Genomic DNA, 14,459 nt, shown 5'->3' with positions numbered 1-14,459 from the left:
TCAATAATTTCTCCTTCGTTTTTGTATTATTTGTTATTGTTATTATTTTATAGTTACTGTTCATTGGTAACATTCCGCGAGGTGTTTTTTGTGAACAAAGTTCACGGAAAACCCGAGAATTGCGGCGCGAAATCATGCGAATGCATGATTTCTGTGCATCGCGGAGCGGTTACTGCTCACGGAGTGAACAGTAATATTTTATATATTGTTTGCCTTTAACACAAAACCATGTTATCATCATAAGAGTTGGAGTTTGTAAAAAGCAAAAACAAATTTTACGAATTTGGAAGGAAAAATTTATGGAAAAACATCATCATGAACGAAGTACTTTTTCCGGTAAACTGGGATTTGTACTGTCTGCTGCCGGAGCTTCCGTCGGACTGGGAAATATATGGCGATTTCCTTACCTTGCGGCAAAATACGGCGGTGGAATTTTTTTACTGATTTACATTATTCTGGCACTTACTTTTGGCTACTCCATGATTGTCGCCGAAACCGCCCTTGGCCGAATGACAAGAAAAAGCCCGGTAGGTGCTTTTGGAAAATTTGGCAAGTCTAAATGGCTGTCCTTTGGTGGCTGGATCAATGCTATCATTCCAGTCCTGATCGTGCCATACTATTCTGTTATCGGCGGATGGGTTATCAAATATCTGATCGAATATATAAAAGGTAACAGCCAGAAGCTGGCAGAAGACGGATATTTTTCTGAGTTTATTTCGAATGGTACCTCCACAGAGGTCTGTTTCCTTATTTTTGCAATTTTAACAGTTGCAATCATTTATGCAGGAGTCCGAAACGGAGTAGAGCGCGTTTCCAAATTTATGATGCCGGTTCTGGTATTTTTATCTGTGCTTATTACTGTTTACTCTGTTACAAGACCAGGTGCCCTTGCAGGAGTGAAATATTTCCTGGTACCAAATATTGAGAATTTCTCCTGGATGACAGTGGTAGCCGCCATGGGTCAGATGTTTTATTCCCTGTCTATTGCCATGGGAATTCTGGTAACCTTTGGCTCTTATATGAAAAAGGACGTATCTATCGAAGGTTCCACCAAGAATGTAGAAGTGTTTGACACTGCAATTGCCATTATGGCAGGTCTGATGATCATTCCGGCTGTGTTTGCATTCTCCGGTGGAGATCCGGATACTTTACAGGCAGGACCGGCGCTTATGTTCATCACCATTCCCAAGGTATTTGCCAGTATGGGGTTGGGAACTCCCATTGGGATTCTGTTCTTTGTACTGGTGCTGTGCGCAGCTCTTACCAGCTCTATTGCCCTGACGGAGAGCGCTGTATCTACCTTCCAGGACGAACTGAGATGGCACAGAAAGAAAGCAACCGTTATTGTTGGTGTGATCATGATTCTTCTTGGAACTCTTTCTTCCCTTGGATATGGACCGCTTGGCTTTGTAAAAATCATTGGAATGCAGTTTCTGGATTTCTTTGATTTCCTCACCAATTCTGTAATGATGCCAATTGCCGCACTTGCAACCTGTCTTTTAATTTCCAGAAAAGTGGGAGTGGAAAAGATTGAGGAGGAAGTAGTAGCTGAAGGCGGAACTTTCCGCAGGAAAAAGATTTTTAACTTTATGATCAAATACCTCTGCCCGATATTTGCAGCAATTATCCTGCTTAGCTCTGTAGCAAATGCATTTGGACTGATTTCCATGTAAATGATTTGTAACTGCTCTGTACCTTCTCAGTTACCACTTCGCGAAATAATACCTGCTGAATAAATACAATAATTTTTTAATCGCCCCACCCATCTCAGGTGGGGCGATTGTATAAGGAACTGCCTCCATATCTACAAAGCTTTGAAGTCTGCCACATTTCCATCAATAACGCACACAACTTTTCCCTATATCTGCTTTTTACAATATGGTTACATTTATCACTACCAAAACATGTATAATAGAACCAGTACATCGAATAAAGATTATTTTTCAGAGTATACAAGAAAGGACCCGAAATGAAAGCCAGAATACTTGTAATAGAAGATGAACCAGCAATCAATAACTTACTCTGCATGAACCTGGAAGTCACCGGCTACCAGACCGTAAGCTACCTGGACGGCAATGACGCCAGCGAAGGAATTGCCTGGGATCATGATTTCCAGTGCGCCCTTGTAGACATTATGCTCCCTGGAAAAGATGGATATACCCTTTTACCAGAACTAAACCACTACGGCATTCCCGTCATTTTTCTCACCGCCAGGGCCGACATCGCAAGCAAAGTAAAAGGCCTTAAAGAAGGTGCCGAAGACTATATAGTAAAGCCCTTCGAGATGCTGGAAGTAATGGTCCGCCTGGAGAAAGTACTGGAACGTCACGGAAATATACAGGAGCAGATACAGATTGACGATATTACCATAGACACCATAAGCCATACCGTTACCAGAAATGGAGAGGAAATTTACTTGAAACCAATGGAATACAACTGCCTTATGATGTTCGTCCGCAATCCCAATAAAGCTCTTACAAGAGAGCAGCTTCTGGCCGGCCTCTGGGGCGTGGAATTCGAAGGAGAAACAAGGACAGTAGATGCACATGTGGGACGTATCCGCAAGAAGCTGGGCTGGCAGGACAGGATCAAAACCATTCCCCGTATTGGATACCGACTGGAGGTGGAATTTTGAAGCTTTTTACAAAAATCTTTTTACAGGTGGCCTGCATGATCCTGATTTTATCCTCCGCTGTTTTTTTCTATACTTCATATCGCTGGAAGAATCAGAGTATTCAGTATATCAATAACTATGAATATACCAAATTTCAGAATAATCTTTTACAATTTGAAGAGAAATTAAGACTTACAAGCAGTCAGTCCGCTAATTCCGATGAGAAAGTCCGAAACCGAATTCTGATCTACGCTTTCCGACAGATTTTCCATGACAATGCTGTTCTATATCAGAATGGCGAAGAACTTTACAACGGTACCGCCTATGCCTTCGATGTTCAGGGAATCCAGGAGCAACTGGGAGAAGTGGAATTACACGGAAAATGGTATGACGCGGATACTTATATCTGTGATCCCCTTATCAGCAAAGCCGACGGTAAAACACTGTTGCTTTTTTTTTATTCCTCCACAGAGTCAACTACAAATCTGAATTATCAGATTGTCACTTATAAAGATGTTTCTGATGTTCTGGAGAGTAACAGGATCCTTTTTTATCAGGCGGGTATGTTGACGCTGGTTCTTCTTCTGTTAACCGGAACAATTCTCTTTTTCAGCCTGCGGAAAATTATGGCACCCCTTACAAAATTAAGGAAAGCTGCGGTTTCTGTATCTGAAGGCAAATATGATATACAAGTTCCAGCAGAAGGAGATACGGAACTGGCGCAGGTTGGCAAATGCTTTAATCAGATGTCCTCCAAGGTAAAAGAGCAGATTGAATGCCTTTCCACTATAAACCATACACAACGACAGTTAATGGGAAGTCTTGCCCACGAGCTGAAAACACCTATGACCTCTATCCTGGGATATGCAGATACCCTTCTCACAGTGCGCCTGCAAAGACAGCAGCAGGAGAGAGCTCTCTCCTATATTTCCAGTGAATGCCGCAGGCTGTCCCGACTTTCGGTAAAAATGCTGGAACTTACCGGATTATATGAAACTGGGGAGGCACGATTTGCCCCAACAGAAAATTCAGTGAAAGCTTTTCTGGAGGATTCCAGACAGCTTAACCTCTGCCGTCTGAAGGAGAAGAATATCTGTCTGGAACTTCAGTGTGAACCTGCTGATCTGAAGAAAAACTTTGACAAAGATCTTATGTTAAGTCTGGTAAACAATTTTATTGACAACGCAGTAAAAGCCTCCGCGGACAATTCCAGACTCATACTGGAAGCAACGGCTGAGAAACTGATGGTCCGGGATTTTGGCAAAGGAATCCCGGCTGAAGATCTTGATAAAGTGACAGAGGCATTTTATATGGTTGACAAATCCCGTTCCCGGGCCAATGGAAGTGTGGGACTTGGACTTGCACTTTGTAAAAAAATCGCAGATATACATGGATTTCAGTTGAAAATTGAAAGTGAAATAGGAAAGGGAACCTGTGTATTCATTAAATGGTAACGAATTTCTTTCCAGATTACAATTCAGTTACAATTTACGGAAGATTTGGTGTAATTCCAAGTACTATAATCTATATCAGAACATAACCGGATGATTACTATGAGCAATATCAAACACCCGTTCCCCTGGGTCTCCGGTTATGTTCAAACATCGAAAGGGAGACTTCACACAAATGAGAAAGAATATAGAAAGAATAATCGGACTTACTCTTTGCATGGGAATGTTAGCGGGATGTGCACAGACACCAGAATCTTCCCTTGTAAGGCAGAAGGGAAATAAAGCACTGGATTCTTACAAAGAAGCGGATGACAAGGATGTCAATATGGCAGGAAATGCCTCTTCCGCTGATCAGACAACTGCTTCTGAAAGTACTGGTACAAGTGATACTGCTGCCTCCACTGACGTTCACCCGGATAATGCCTCAGCTGCCAGAACCACTATCCGCGACCTGATCAATGCGCCTGAGACTTACAAAAGTCAGGTAACAGACGACACGTCTAAGCTTGTGGTAAATACGGATGCAGCTGTAGAAATACCAGATGTGGAAAAGATATCTGCAATTTCTGTTACACCAGCTGCAGTCACACAGGATCTTCTTGATGGTATCACGGATGCCTTTTTCTCAAATGCGAAGATTTACACTGCAGACAGCTATTATGTACAGACAAAGGATGAGATCAAGAAAAAAATCGATGAATTAAAAAAAGATGTTGCCAACGGTAATCTGGATCCCAATAATTGGGGAACCGATGATAATGGCAATCTCGTATATGATATTTACGATGACATTGATTATAGGGAAAGCCAGTATGAATCTGCACCTGAAACGAGAAATCTGGTAGAAGGAAGACCTGCCGTGGGAGTGCAGACATACAGCAATACTGGTGAAGTTATGGAAGACAATGCTTTTACCGGTATCGCCCAGTTAGATGACGGCTCCCAATATTCTTATCGTACCTCTTCCTGGGGAGCCTATTCTTTGGAAGTAAGAATCCAGAAGATAGCCCAAAAAGACGGTAAAGAAATCCCTTCTGACGCTGTCTGGTCCGATTATTCCAGCAGCAGTCCATATGAAAAACCTACCGAAAAATCTATTGGAATTTCGTTGGATGACGCGAAGAAATTAGCCCAGGAAAAAGCAGATGCCATGGGCCTTGACGATTTAAACCAATGCGGATGGGATTATGCGATTCAGACGTCCATTGGAACAGATGATAACTCCAGTTATCTCGGAAGTGGTTATGTTATCTACTACAGCCGTACCATAAATGGAACTCCGCTTACCTATACCATGGATGCAGGTGGAGCGCTTGAAGACATGGACAGTACTATGGAAACCTGGGCTTACGAAAACCTTTATTTTTATGTAAATGCAGACGGAATCGACAGCATGACTTATTGCAATCCATACACCATCGGAGAAACTAAGACTGAGAATTTAAGCCTGCTTCCATTCAGCGAGATCATGAATATCTACGAAAAAATGATGATCGTCACCAACGCGGACAACCTTACCTATGAAAATTCCAGGGTATTCAATATTGACCGTATCGTTCTTGGCTATGCCAGAATTTATGAGCCATCCACAGATGCCCATACCGGTCTTCTGGTTCCTGTCTGGGATTTCTTCGGATCCCGCAAGATTGACTCCGAATATGATGGCGAAACCTACTCAGATACGACAGATTGGCCTACCTGGAGCTTTCTTACCATCAATGCAGTAGACGGAAGTATTATAGACCGTAGTCTGGGATACTGATATGAAGCAGACACTTGGAATTGTACGCTACAATTTCTTCGGCTTTTTCCGTAATCCCAAAGTGATTTTTACCCTCTTTCTGGAATTTGTGCTCAGTTTTCTGCTTACAGGAAGAATCATGGTTGTTATGGATAACTACAATACGCCTGTACAGGCAATTGAACCTTTCCTGTGGACCTTCGGGGATGGAACAGCAGTGCTTCTAAGTTCCATGCTTTTGCTTTTGCTGTTCTCCGACCTGCCGAAAATGACACCAGTCACTCCTTATCAGCTGATCCGTAACACCAAGAAGAAATGGCTCTTAGGCCAGTTTGTCTATATTACATTCGTAACGATTTTATATACATGTTTTATGCTTTTGTTTACTTCTGTGCTGTGCATGAAGGACAGCTATCCAGGCAATCTGTGGAGTGACACAGCAGCACTGCTTAGACAGTATCGATTCAAATAAAAGTTCTACTGAATACAGCAGTTCCATTTCCGACAGTAGTTTCACGGCTATGGACAGTCCCGGGAATAATATTTCACCAATGTCCAGTCTTCCTTGTAAAGTTGTTGCAATACTCCCCGGAGAAGATGATCAGATCTATAGCCCTCTCTCCCAGGCAAAAATTCTGTGCAGCGAATCTGGCACTGCGCTGACTGTAACAAAGGTGTTGCTAAAGATAAAGGGAAAGACCAATCTTGAAAACGCTAAACAGCATTTTGAATAACAAAGATACTTCCTTTTCAGGTGTAAATAAATATCTGCTTATGTTATACTATTGTACAAGACCAATAAAAAGGAGCACTCTATAATGAACAGACAGGAACTACTTAACCAAATTGAGCATTATACCCCGTTCAATGAACAAGAAGAGACGGATAAGCAGCTTATTCTGAACTGGATCAGAAATAATACCAATGCTTTTTCCAGAGAAAACACGGTAGCACATATGACTGCTTCTGCCTGGGTGGTAAATCAGGATAAAAGCAAAATTCTCATGGTCTATCACAATATTTATAATTCCTGGTCCTGGCTGGGAGGGCATGCGGACGGAGAAACGGATTTACTTGCAGTTGCCCTTCGGGAAGTGAAAGAGGAAGCGGGGATTTCCCATGTCTGTCCTGTATCTGAGGAGATTTTTTCTTTGGAATCCCTTACAGTAGATGGACATGTGAAAAAGGGCAAATATGTGTCCAGCCATTTACATCTGAATGTAACATATCTGCTGGAAGCAGATTTTGAGGAAGCTGTCTCCATAAAAGCCGACGAGAACAGTGGTGTCGCCTGGTTTTCCCCTGAAGAAGCGCTGAAGAAATCTACAGAACCATGGTTTGTAGAACATGTGTACTCCAAGCTGATTGAGAAAATGTAATGAAAGAAGCCAACAATTATAATACTTATATTATACAAAGAAAGAGAAGAGAACATGAGTGAGAAAATTGTAGTTTGCCTTGAAAAAGGTGGCGCAAGAGATATGGCTGAAGCTTTTTCCAGGCGCACAAATACCCCAATCTCTGAAAAGCCGGGAGAGCACCTGACGGTGCTTTTTAATTCCAAAGGTGTTTCTTTAACCGGATATGGTCTGGCTTATCAGGGAGATTTCGAAAATATGCTTCACCGGGTGACCAACGGAAGATTACAGCATGAAATGCTGGTACGGGCTTCCAAATCAGAAAAGCCAGGGCGTAAGGCGATAGATGCCACAGCAGGTATGGGAGAGGATGGATTTCTTCTGGCTGCCCAGGGGTATGAGGTAACTCTGTATGAGCAGAATCCAGTGATTGCTGTTCTTTTGAAGGATGCCCTGCGCCGGGCAAAGAAGCATCCCATATTGAAAGAGATCGCTGCCCGCATGAAACTGACAGAAGGCAACAGCGTGGAATTAATGCCCGCACTCCTGGATCCTGTAGACGTCATATACCTGGATCCCATGTTCCCCGCAAGACAAAAGTCCAGCCTGATCAACAAAAAACTGCAGCTCATCCAGAAGCTGGAGCCCCCATGCTCCCAAGAGACCGACCTTTTCGACGCCGCTATCAGCGCAGACCCGGATAAGATCATTGTAAAACGACCGCTGAAAAGTGATTTTCTGGCAGGAAGGAAGCCTTCTTATACGTTAAGCGGAAAAGCGATTCGATATGATTGTTATACGTTGTAGAGGAAATAAATTAGCAGAGCAGGCAGATGAATAAATGATATATGCATAGCAGCATTTTTATAATCCTTTTCGATTACTGTCAGAAGTGCTAGTGCAAATTAGAAGCAACTATGTATAATAAGAATAAAAAGGACAGTATTGCTTATAAGAAAGGAGAAAATGCTTATGAGAAATGGTAAAAAATCATTAAAAAAAGCCAGCGTACTGCTTACTACCTTCTTACTTGTAGTAATGTGTCTGGCAGTGGATACCACATCTGTAAGTGCCGCGAAGATCAAACTGAACAAAACAAAGCTTACCTTGACCCAGGGCAAGAAATACCGTTTAAAGGTAAAAGGCACAAAAAAGAAAGTGAAATGGTCCTCCACAAAGAAATCAGTGGCAACTGTCAATAAAAAGGGTGTCGTTACAGCAAAGAAAAAAGGAACTGCATATATTAAAGCTAAAGTTGGCAAAAAAACATACAAGTGTAAGGTTACTGTTAAGAGTAAAAAAGCACCTGCAAAGCCAGCACCTACAACACCTTCTGCTCCGGTAAATCCGCCGGCAGAGCCTACAGCAACACCTACCACAGCTCCAGCAAAAACACCAGTACTAAGTGCAACATCTTTAAGCATGCGTAAAGGTGAATATTATCAGCTTAGCGTACAGGATCCTAAGCATCTGCCCGTATGGACCAGTTCAAACAAGAATATTGCAGAGGTAGACAGTCAGGGAAAGGTACATGCAATTAATGTTGGAACAACAGAAATCAAAGTAGATGCAGGGATTGTTCTTACATGCACAGTTACAGTTACCATGGAAACAAAGCCTCAAACTGAACCAGTTCTTTCGAAAGCAGTTATAAAAGGGCAGCGGTCAGTCAAGAATGAAGCTGGCGAATCTGTAGTGATCGAGATTCCTCTGAATACTTATACCTATACTTTCAGCACAATTCCAACAAACGTGGAAGAATTGAAGCAGTATAACATCAGCGGTGATGATGGGAGATATAAGGTGCTCGCTCTTTATGTCATGTCACTTCGGACCTGGAAACCGGAAAATCAGACAGATTGCGAAGAAATGATCGGATATTTATGCAATAAGCAGTTATCTGTTTATGAGAAGCAGAGATTAGCAGAGCAAATGAAAAAGAGTAAACAGTATCTCTATCTTGGAAATGCATTCTTAAATGGTGCAACTCCGGCGAATGACTACACACCTTCACAGCCTTATTCAATTACATTAACTCAGGATTCTTTAGTAGATGAAGATCAGATATACATTCCGGCAAATCCTTCCATACCATCTCCTGATCAGTATAGAGCCTTTATCTATTGCAAGGCTTCTGACAGTGGTAAATGGATCAATGTTTATAAATCATCTAAGGACGGAAACTGGTATATGTATAAATGGATGGATCTGATCACTTCAATAAAAGCCCCGGCTTCAAGTAATCCATTCTAAATATGTCTTCAGGTGATTCATTCTAATTACAAGAGGGCAGACATCAAAGACCTCGGTTTTTGGTGTCTGCCCTTAATGTATTTTATAAAAATTATATCTGTAACCACTGGGGGTGACAGTATACTAAGAGAAATCTTTTTGGACACTTTGACAGCAGCTTCCCAAACTACTGCCACGGACTCCCCAAAAACAACTTGTGACGATCATCAGCAGTTGCTTATAGAACTATTCTACTAAAAATCATTCTTTCCGTATTAGCTAGCCAGAACGGCTCTCCTGTAGGGCAATGAGTTTCATACCAGTTAAAACCGCCTTTTTCACTTCCAATCTTTCCGATTAATGATGTCTGCCCAAGTGAAAATAGATATTCTACATTTTTAGGCTCTTGATACCATAATAGCAATCTAATTCCTCCCATGCTAAAATACCCTCCATTTCCACTCCAGCCGTATTGAACATGACCATTAGCAAGCAGTCTTGCAATAATACTTGCATCACCCATTTTATATTCCTCCGTTCAGTATTTTATTGGACCTAAACTGTGCTTTAACATATTCTTTTTAAATATAATATATTTTATATTGTATATTAAGTCATTTATCCCGTTTTTATGGTATTATAAGAAAACAAAGAACAGGATAGGAGGCGTTTGAAATGAATCATAATGATATAGTCAGACAGTCATTCAAAAAACAGGCTGAAAAATTTGTAGCATATCATATGTCAAAAGTGGAATATACAGACTATCTGATTCAGAAAATCGCAGCAACAGGAGAAGAACATGCATTAGAAGTAGCTGCCGGGACCTGTATTTGTGGCAGGGCTCTGGCTCCTTATGTAAAGGATATTACCTGTCTGGATATGACGGAAGAAATGCTGGCACAGGGAATCAGACTTGCCGAAGAAAGTCATATAGAAAATATTTACTTTCAAAGTGGTAATGCCGAAAAACTTCCATACGAACCCGAAACCTTTGACCTGGTGATCACAAGGCTTTCTTTCCATCATTTTGACAATCCTGAGAAACCTTTTGAAGAGATGAAACGTGTCTTGAAAAAAGGGGGAAAGATGGTGGTCTGGGATATGGAAGCTGCCGAGGAGCCTTTACGAGAAATTGATGATAAGATTGAAAATATGCGTGATCCTTCTCATACCAGAATCCTCAGCAGGGAAGAATTTGAAGAAATGTTCAAGAAAGATTTTGCACTGCAATGCGAAGAAACTACTCTGGTGCCGGTGAATCTAAAAAGTTGGATGGAACTGACTGATACTTCGGAAGATGTGCAAGAAGAGATAACAAATTTGATGAAAGCTGAATTAGAAGGCGGTAGAAAAACCGGTTTTTCACCATATAATAAAGATTCACAAATCATGTTTGATCATAGATGGCTATTACTAATTGGTGTAAAAAAATAATGGTAATAAAAATAAGCAGGAAACTCCTTTGAAGAGTTCCTGCTTTTCTTGAAATGTCCTAATATTTAGATAGGATTCGGGGGCATATTTATAAATGTAATTACAGCTCTAAAGAATCTTCTGCATCTATTCGGGTTTTGTTACACCAGACATCTGTACAAAATAAAGAAATCTCTGTGCAGATAAAAGCGACGTTGGAAAATAATAGTCAGATGTATAAACTGAAATTGCATACGCTGTGGTCGCCTATGAAGAAAGACGTATGCATAGGAATTATCGGGTATTTTGACATTATAAAATAGAAAAATACAACAAATGTAGGATATGATGGAATTGCCGTTCATGTGTATATCTGGATGGAAGGAACAGACGCTGATTGCGTCAACGGAAAATCTGTTGAAGATGATTCGTCTACTTATGATGTGACAGTAAAACTTGCCGGAGTTGCAAGCGGAAATTAAATGTTCTTTTGAAAGGTCATGGCACGAACCATGGCTTTTCTTTTACCCCAACATCCCCATATTGGCAACTATCCCCACTCACCCCACTCTTTTTCAGTACATTTACTGAATTGCTATTTTCCCGACTTCTCGGCTTGCCATATAGCTGAGAAATTTATGAAATGTTCCTGTTTTTTAAATCCTGCAAATACTACTGATGAGCGTGTAAATTTTCATTCTACAATGTAAAAACTCTTTGTTGACGGATATATTTGGATAAGGATATAATCTGTATCAGAGAATTTACAGGGAGATAAACAAGTATGAGTCAGGATATGATTAATAACCGTTTTTTGGAAGAGTCGGTATTTGCTATTGCCGATGGATACTGCGTGATCAATCTCACAAAGAATATTGTACGTGGTTCCATGTATCAGGTAGTTAATGGAAAAAAATATAATCTGAATGAACAATTAGGTTTGCCGGAAAATTCAAGCTTACAGAGTCTGGTGGATGCATAGGCATTGACCATACCTGAAGAAGGTCTTCAAGATTTTCTGCACGAGTTTGACAGAGAACGACTGTTAAAGCGTTTTGAAAATGGTGAACGGCATATATCATTCCGATATTGGACCAGGACTGCTACTTTTGAGCCCATGCTTGCAGAAGATCACATGGCCCTGTACCGGGAAGAAGAAACCGGAGATATCATTGCAGTCAATTATGTTCTTGACCGTACAGAACATTATCGCTTAGAGGAAAAAGAGAGGGCACTGGAAAAATCAAACAGAGAGTATGCGAAGCTTCTGGAAGAAGAGAAAAAGCATACGGCTATGATCGAGGAATTAACGAAGAAACTGCAAAGTCAGCTGGAGTTATTTACCGTATCCATCCCTGGCGGTGTCAAAATCAGTAATGATGACCCGGAATATTCTTTTAAATATGTTTCAGAACAATTTGCAAATATGCTCGGTTACGCAACACCGAAGGAACTGATGGACGCTTCTGGCGGTAATATTATCGGTCTTGCTCATCCAGATGACGTAAAGGTCGGACTTGCAGATGCATTAAATCAATATACGCATTCCGATCATTATGCTACTATTTACCGGATACGCTGTAAGGACGGCACATACAAATACATCGAAGATCGTGGACAGAAAGTAATAAAGGAAGACGGAACCATTGAACATTGGAATCTCATGCTGGATAAAAATGACTTCATGCACAAATCAATTGCATTGGAAAGTGAAAAGAAAGCAAATAAAAGCAAGTCTGATTTTCTCTCCAGGATGTCTCATGATATGAGAACCCCACTGAATGGCATTATCGGATTGCTGAAGATTGCTGAGAAGCATTTTGATGACAGTGAATTGGTTCTGGAAAATTTCGGAAAAATGCAGGTAGCCGCAGATTATCTATTGTCACTTATTAATGATATTCTTCAGATGAGCAAAATCGAAGATGGAAATGTACCGCTAACGCAGGAAATCATCAACTTTGATGAATTAAGTCAGGATGTTCTGACTATCATAGAACAGCGGGCAAAAGACAGAGGAATTCAAATGCAGTTCCGTTCAAAAAAAGAAGGGCTTCGATATCCTTTTATTTATGGAAGTCCGGTGCATATGAGACAGATTTTTCTTAATATTTATGGAAACTGTATTAAGTATAACCGGATTGGCGGCAAGATAATAACGGTGTTGGATTATACAGAAGTAGTGGATGGAATTACGACATATGAATGGACGATCACAGATACAGGCATTGGCATGAGTAAGGAATATCTGAAGCATATATTTGAGCCGTTTTCGCAGGAAAGGAATGATTCTGGAAGTACACAACAGGGAATTGGACTGGGAATGTCGATTGTAAAAGGCCTGATTGAAAAAATGGGCGGAACAATTAAAATAAAAAGCGAAGAAGGAATCGGATCAACTTTTATTATCAGAATTTCGTTTAAACTTGCTTCCGCACCAGATACAGTAAAGAAAACAGCAGCACAGATGGATATTAGTGGATTAAACTTATTGCTGGTGGAGGATAATGAACTGAACGCAGAAATTGCGAAAACTCTGTTGTCTGATGAAGGTGCAAATCTGACAGTTGCAGAAGATGGACTGCAGGCGGTCAGGATGTTTCAGAGAAACCGGAAGGTTATTTTGACGCAATTCTGATGGATATCATGATGCCTGTAATGGATGGGCTTACTGCGACAAAAACAATCCGGTCACTGAAACATCCTGATGCTGAGACAATTCCAATCATTGCCATGACAGCAAATGCTTTTCAGGAGGACGCTGAAAAATGTATTGCTGTTGGAATGAATGCACATCTGGCAAAACCTTTGGATATTGAGAAAGTAAAGATGACCATTTATAAATATATATAAGAAAAGTCAGCAAGGAGGTATTGACGCATGTTTAGAGAAATATATAATTTGCACAGCACTCTTATTGCGTCCAATGATAACATCTCCATGCCTGTTGATAAGATAATGATATGAGCAAAAACGTCTTTTCATCTGTTTGAGGAAAGACGTTTTTTATATGAAAATGTTTTGGAAGAGGAGTGACCGAAAATGAGTTTATTATGGATGGAATATGAAACAGAGTTTGAACACTTGGTAGAGAATGGTGATCACGCACAATATCATCCAGATGATGGGCGGAACCATTCAGGTAGAGAGCAAACTGGGAGAAGGAAGCCATTTTGAGGTGATTCTTCCGATAGAACTAGATAAAACAGCGGATCGAAGTATCAGATCCCGGATGGAAGTTATAGATACCGTATCTATGATTGGACCTTATATGAATGAAGTCCTTCCGCCGACACCGCCAAAGCGAAAACAGCAGCCTATAGATATTCCAGATTTATACACTTTTTTCTTTACACAATAATATCCTTGAATTTATATTCATGAGTAGGTATAATAAAATATAGTATGTCAAATTTTAGCTGTTAAATGATGGCTTGTGTCAAATAATAGTTAATAATTACAAAGTAGTATAATATTCACTTTTTTATCCCATAAAAAATACTGCAATATCAGCTAAGTTAGCAACCACCAGTTCAACTCAACATCATAAACTTAAGATTAGATATTACACATTTATATTATCCTGCTAAAAACTCATTTCAAAAGGGCAGATTAAAACGAAGAGAAATCTTCACAGAGCTCCTTCT

The 14,459-nt window shown here is 40.5% G+C and carries 15 protein-coding genes; 14 read left to right on the top strand and 1 reads right to left on the bottom strand.

All coding sequences use genetic code 11. From position 1 onward, the window contains the following. The first annotated feature begins 299 nt into the window (after positions 1-299). From AB5Z12_RS01590 to AB5Z12_RS01550, 9 genes are all read left to right on the top strand, one after another. Positions 300-1,673: a sodium-dependent transporter gene (locus AB5Z12_RS01590; protein WP_368357240.1), complete on the top strand. Its 1,374-nt coding sequence runs from the start codon at positions 300-302 to the stop codon at positions 1,671-1,673. A 296-nt stretch (positions 1,674-1,969) separates the two neighbouring features. Beyond that, on the top strand, positions 1,970-2,635 hold the full coding sequence (locus AB5Z12_RS01585; RefSeq protein WP_368357241.1) for a response regulator transcription factor: 666 nt from the start codon (positions 1,970-1,972) through the stop codon (positions 2,633-2,635). Continuing rightward, on the top strand, positions 2,632-4,068 hold the full coding sequence (locus AB5Z12_RS01580) for an ATP-binding protein (RefSeq protein ID WP_368357242.1): 1,437 nt from the start codon (positions 2,632-2,634) through the stop codon (positions 4,066-4,068). Before AB5Z12_RS01585 ends, AB5Z12_RS01580 begins: the two co-directional genes overlap by 4 nt. A 172-nt stretch (positions 4,069-4,240) precedes the next feature. Further along, positions 4,241-5,827 carry a DUF6034 family protein gene (locus tag AB5Z12_RS01575; RefSeq protein ID WP_368357243.1) on the top strand — a complete coding sequence of 529 codons (1,587 nt, stop codon included), beginning with the start codon at positions 4,241-4,243 and terminating at the stop codon, positions 5,825-5,827. Position 5,828: 1 nt separating this feature from the next. Further along, the gene (locus AB5Z12_RS01570) at positions 5,829-6,278 is read left to right on the top strand and encodes a hypothetical protein (RefSeq protein WP_368357244.1); all 450 of its coding nucleotides are present in this window, start codon (positions 5,829-5,831) and stop codon (positions 6,276-6,278) included. After that, complete coding sequence (locus AB5Z12_RS01565; protein WP_368368536.1) at positions 6,238-6,540, top strand: hypothetical protein; 303 nt, start codon at positions 6,238-6,240, stop codon at positions 6,538-6,540. The genes AB5Z12_RS01570 and AB5Z12_RS01565 overlap by 41 nt, the downstream gene beginning before the upstream one ends. An 84-nt stretch (positions 6,541-6,624) precedes the next feature. Beyond that, entirely contained in the window at positions 6,625-7,185 is a 561-nt protein-coding gene (locus tag AB5Z12_RS01560; RefSeq protein WP_173716756.1) for an NUDIX hydrolase, read from the top strand. Between the two features lie 54 nt (positions 7,186-7,239). Further along, entirely contained in the window at positions 7,240-7,971 is a 732-nt protein-coding gene (locus tag AB5Z12_RS01555) for a class I SAM-dependent methyltransferase (protein WP_195700314.1), read from the top strand. 165 nt (positions 7,972-8,136) lie between these two features. Next, the gene (locus tag AB5Z12_RS01550; protein WP_368357245.1) at positions 8,137-9,417 is read left to right on the top strand and encodes an Ig domain-containing protein; all 1,281 of its coding nucleotides are present in this window, start codon (positions 8,137-8,139) and stop codon (positions 9,415-9,417) included. A 217-nt stretch (positions 9,418-9,634) separates the two neighbouring features. On the opposite strand, the gene AB5Z12_RS01545 is transcribed toward AB5Z12_RS01550, so the two are convergent. Continuing rightward, complete coding sequence (locus tag AB5Z12_RS01545) at positions 9,635-9,919, bottom strand: hypothetical protein (RefSeq protein ID WP_173736063.1); 285 nt, start codon at positions 9,917-9,919, stop codon at positions 9,635-9,637. Between the two features lie 152 nt (positions 9,920-10,071). Here AB5Z12_RS01545 and AB5Z12_RS01540 point away from each other — a divergent pair, with 152 nt between their 5' ends. From AB5Z12_RS01540 to AB5Z12_RS01520, 5 genes are all read left to right on the top strand, one after another. Further along, on the top strand, positions 10,072-10,833 hold the full coding sequence (locus tag AB5Z12_RS01540; RefSeq protein WP_148463379.1) for a class I SAM-dependent methyltransferase: 762 nt from the start codon (positions 10,072-10,074) through the stop codon (positions 10,831-10,833). Between the two features lie 763 nt (positions 10,834-11,596). Then, a complete protein-coding gene (locus AB5Z12_RS01535) occupies positions 11,597-11,794 on the top strand; it encodes a hypothetical protein (RefSeq protein ID WP_148463378.1) in 198 nt (65 codons plus the stop codon). A 3-nt stretch (positions 11,795-11,797) separates the two neighbouring features. Further along, entirely contained in the window at positions 11,798-13,450 is a 1,653-nt protein-coding gene (locus tag AB5Z12_RS01530) for a hybrid sensor histidine kinase/response regulator (protein ID WP_148463377.1), read from the top strand. Then, the gene (locus AB5Z12_RS01525; protein ID WP_148463376.1) at positions 13,450-13,665 is read left to right on the top strand and encodes a response regulator; all 216 of its coding nucleotides are present in this window, start codon (positions 13,450-13,452) and stop codon (positions 13,663-13,665) included. Before AB5Z12_RS01530 ends, AB5Z12_RS01525 begins: the two co-directional genes overlap by 1 nt. A 241-nt stretch (positions 13,666-13,906) precedes the next feature. Beyond that, complete coding sequence (locus tag AB5Z12_RS01520; RefSeq protein ID WP_148463375.1) at positions 13,907-14,173, top strand: hypothetical protein; 267 nt, start codon at positions 13,907-13,909, stop codon at positions 14,171-14,173. Positions 14,174-14,459: the final 286 nt, after the last annotated feature.

The sequence above is a fragment of the Ruminococcus sp. RTP21358st1_G6_RTP21358_211008 genome (genome assembly GCF_040908885.1).
GTDB lineage: Bacteria > Bacillota > Clostridia > Lachnospirales > Lachnospiraceae > Blautia_A > Blautia_A faecis.
The sequence above is the reverse complement of the archived record's forward strand: the minus strand, read 5'-3'. Positions and strand labels throughout refer to the sequence as shown.

Coding starts and splice junctions, on each gene's coding strand:
- AB5Z12_RS01590 (WP_368357240.1), top strand. CDS start 300: ATGGAAAAACATCATCATGAACGAAGTACTTTTTCCGGTAAACTGGGA.
- AB5Z12_RS01585 (WP_368357241.1), top strand. CDS start 1,970: ATGAAAGCCAGAATACTTGTAATAGAAGATGAACCAGCAATCAATAAC.
- AB5Z12_RS01575 (WP_368357243.1), top strand. CDS start 4,241: ATGAGAAAGAATATAGAAAGAATAATCGGACTTACTCTTTGCATGGGA.
- AB5Z12_RS01570 (WP_368357244.1), top strand. CDS start 5,829: ATGAAGCAGACACTTGGAATTGTACGCTACAATTTCTTCGGCTTTTTC.
- AB5Z12_RS01560 (WP_173716756.1), top strand. CDS start 6,625: ATGAACAGACAGGAACTACTTAACCAAATTGAGCATTATACCCCGTTC.
- AB5Z12_RS01555 (WP_195700314.1), top strand. CDS start 7,240: ATGAGTGAGAAAATTGTAGTTTGCCTTGAAAAAGGTGGCGCAAGAGAT.
- AB5Z12_RS01550 (WP_368357245.1), top strand. CDS start 8,137: ATGAGAAATGGTAAAAAATCATTAAAAAAAGCCAGCGTACTGCTTACT.
- AB5Z12_RS01545 (WP_173736063.1), bottom strand. CDS start 9,919: ATGGGTGATGCAAGTATTATTGCAAGACTGCTTGCTAATGGTCATGTT.
- AB5Z12_RS01540 (WP_148463379.1), top strand. CDS start 10,072: ATGAATCATAATGATATAGTCAGACAGTCATTCAAAAAACAGGCTGAA.
- AB5Z12_RS01535 (WP_148463378.1), top strand. CDS start 11,597: ATGAGTCAGGATATGATTAATAACCGTTTTTTGGAAGAGTCGGTATTT.
- AB5Z12_RS01525 (WP_148463376.1), top strand. CDS start 13,450: ATGGATATCATGATGCCTGTAATGGATGGGCTTACTGCGACAAAAACA.
- AB5Z12_RS01520 (WP_148463375.1), top strand. CDS start 13,907: ATGGTGATCACGCACAATATCATCCAGATGATGGGCGGAACCATTCAG.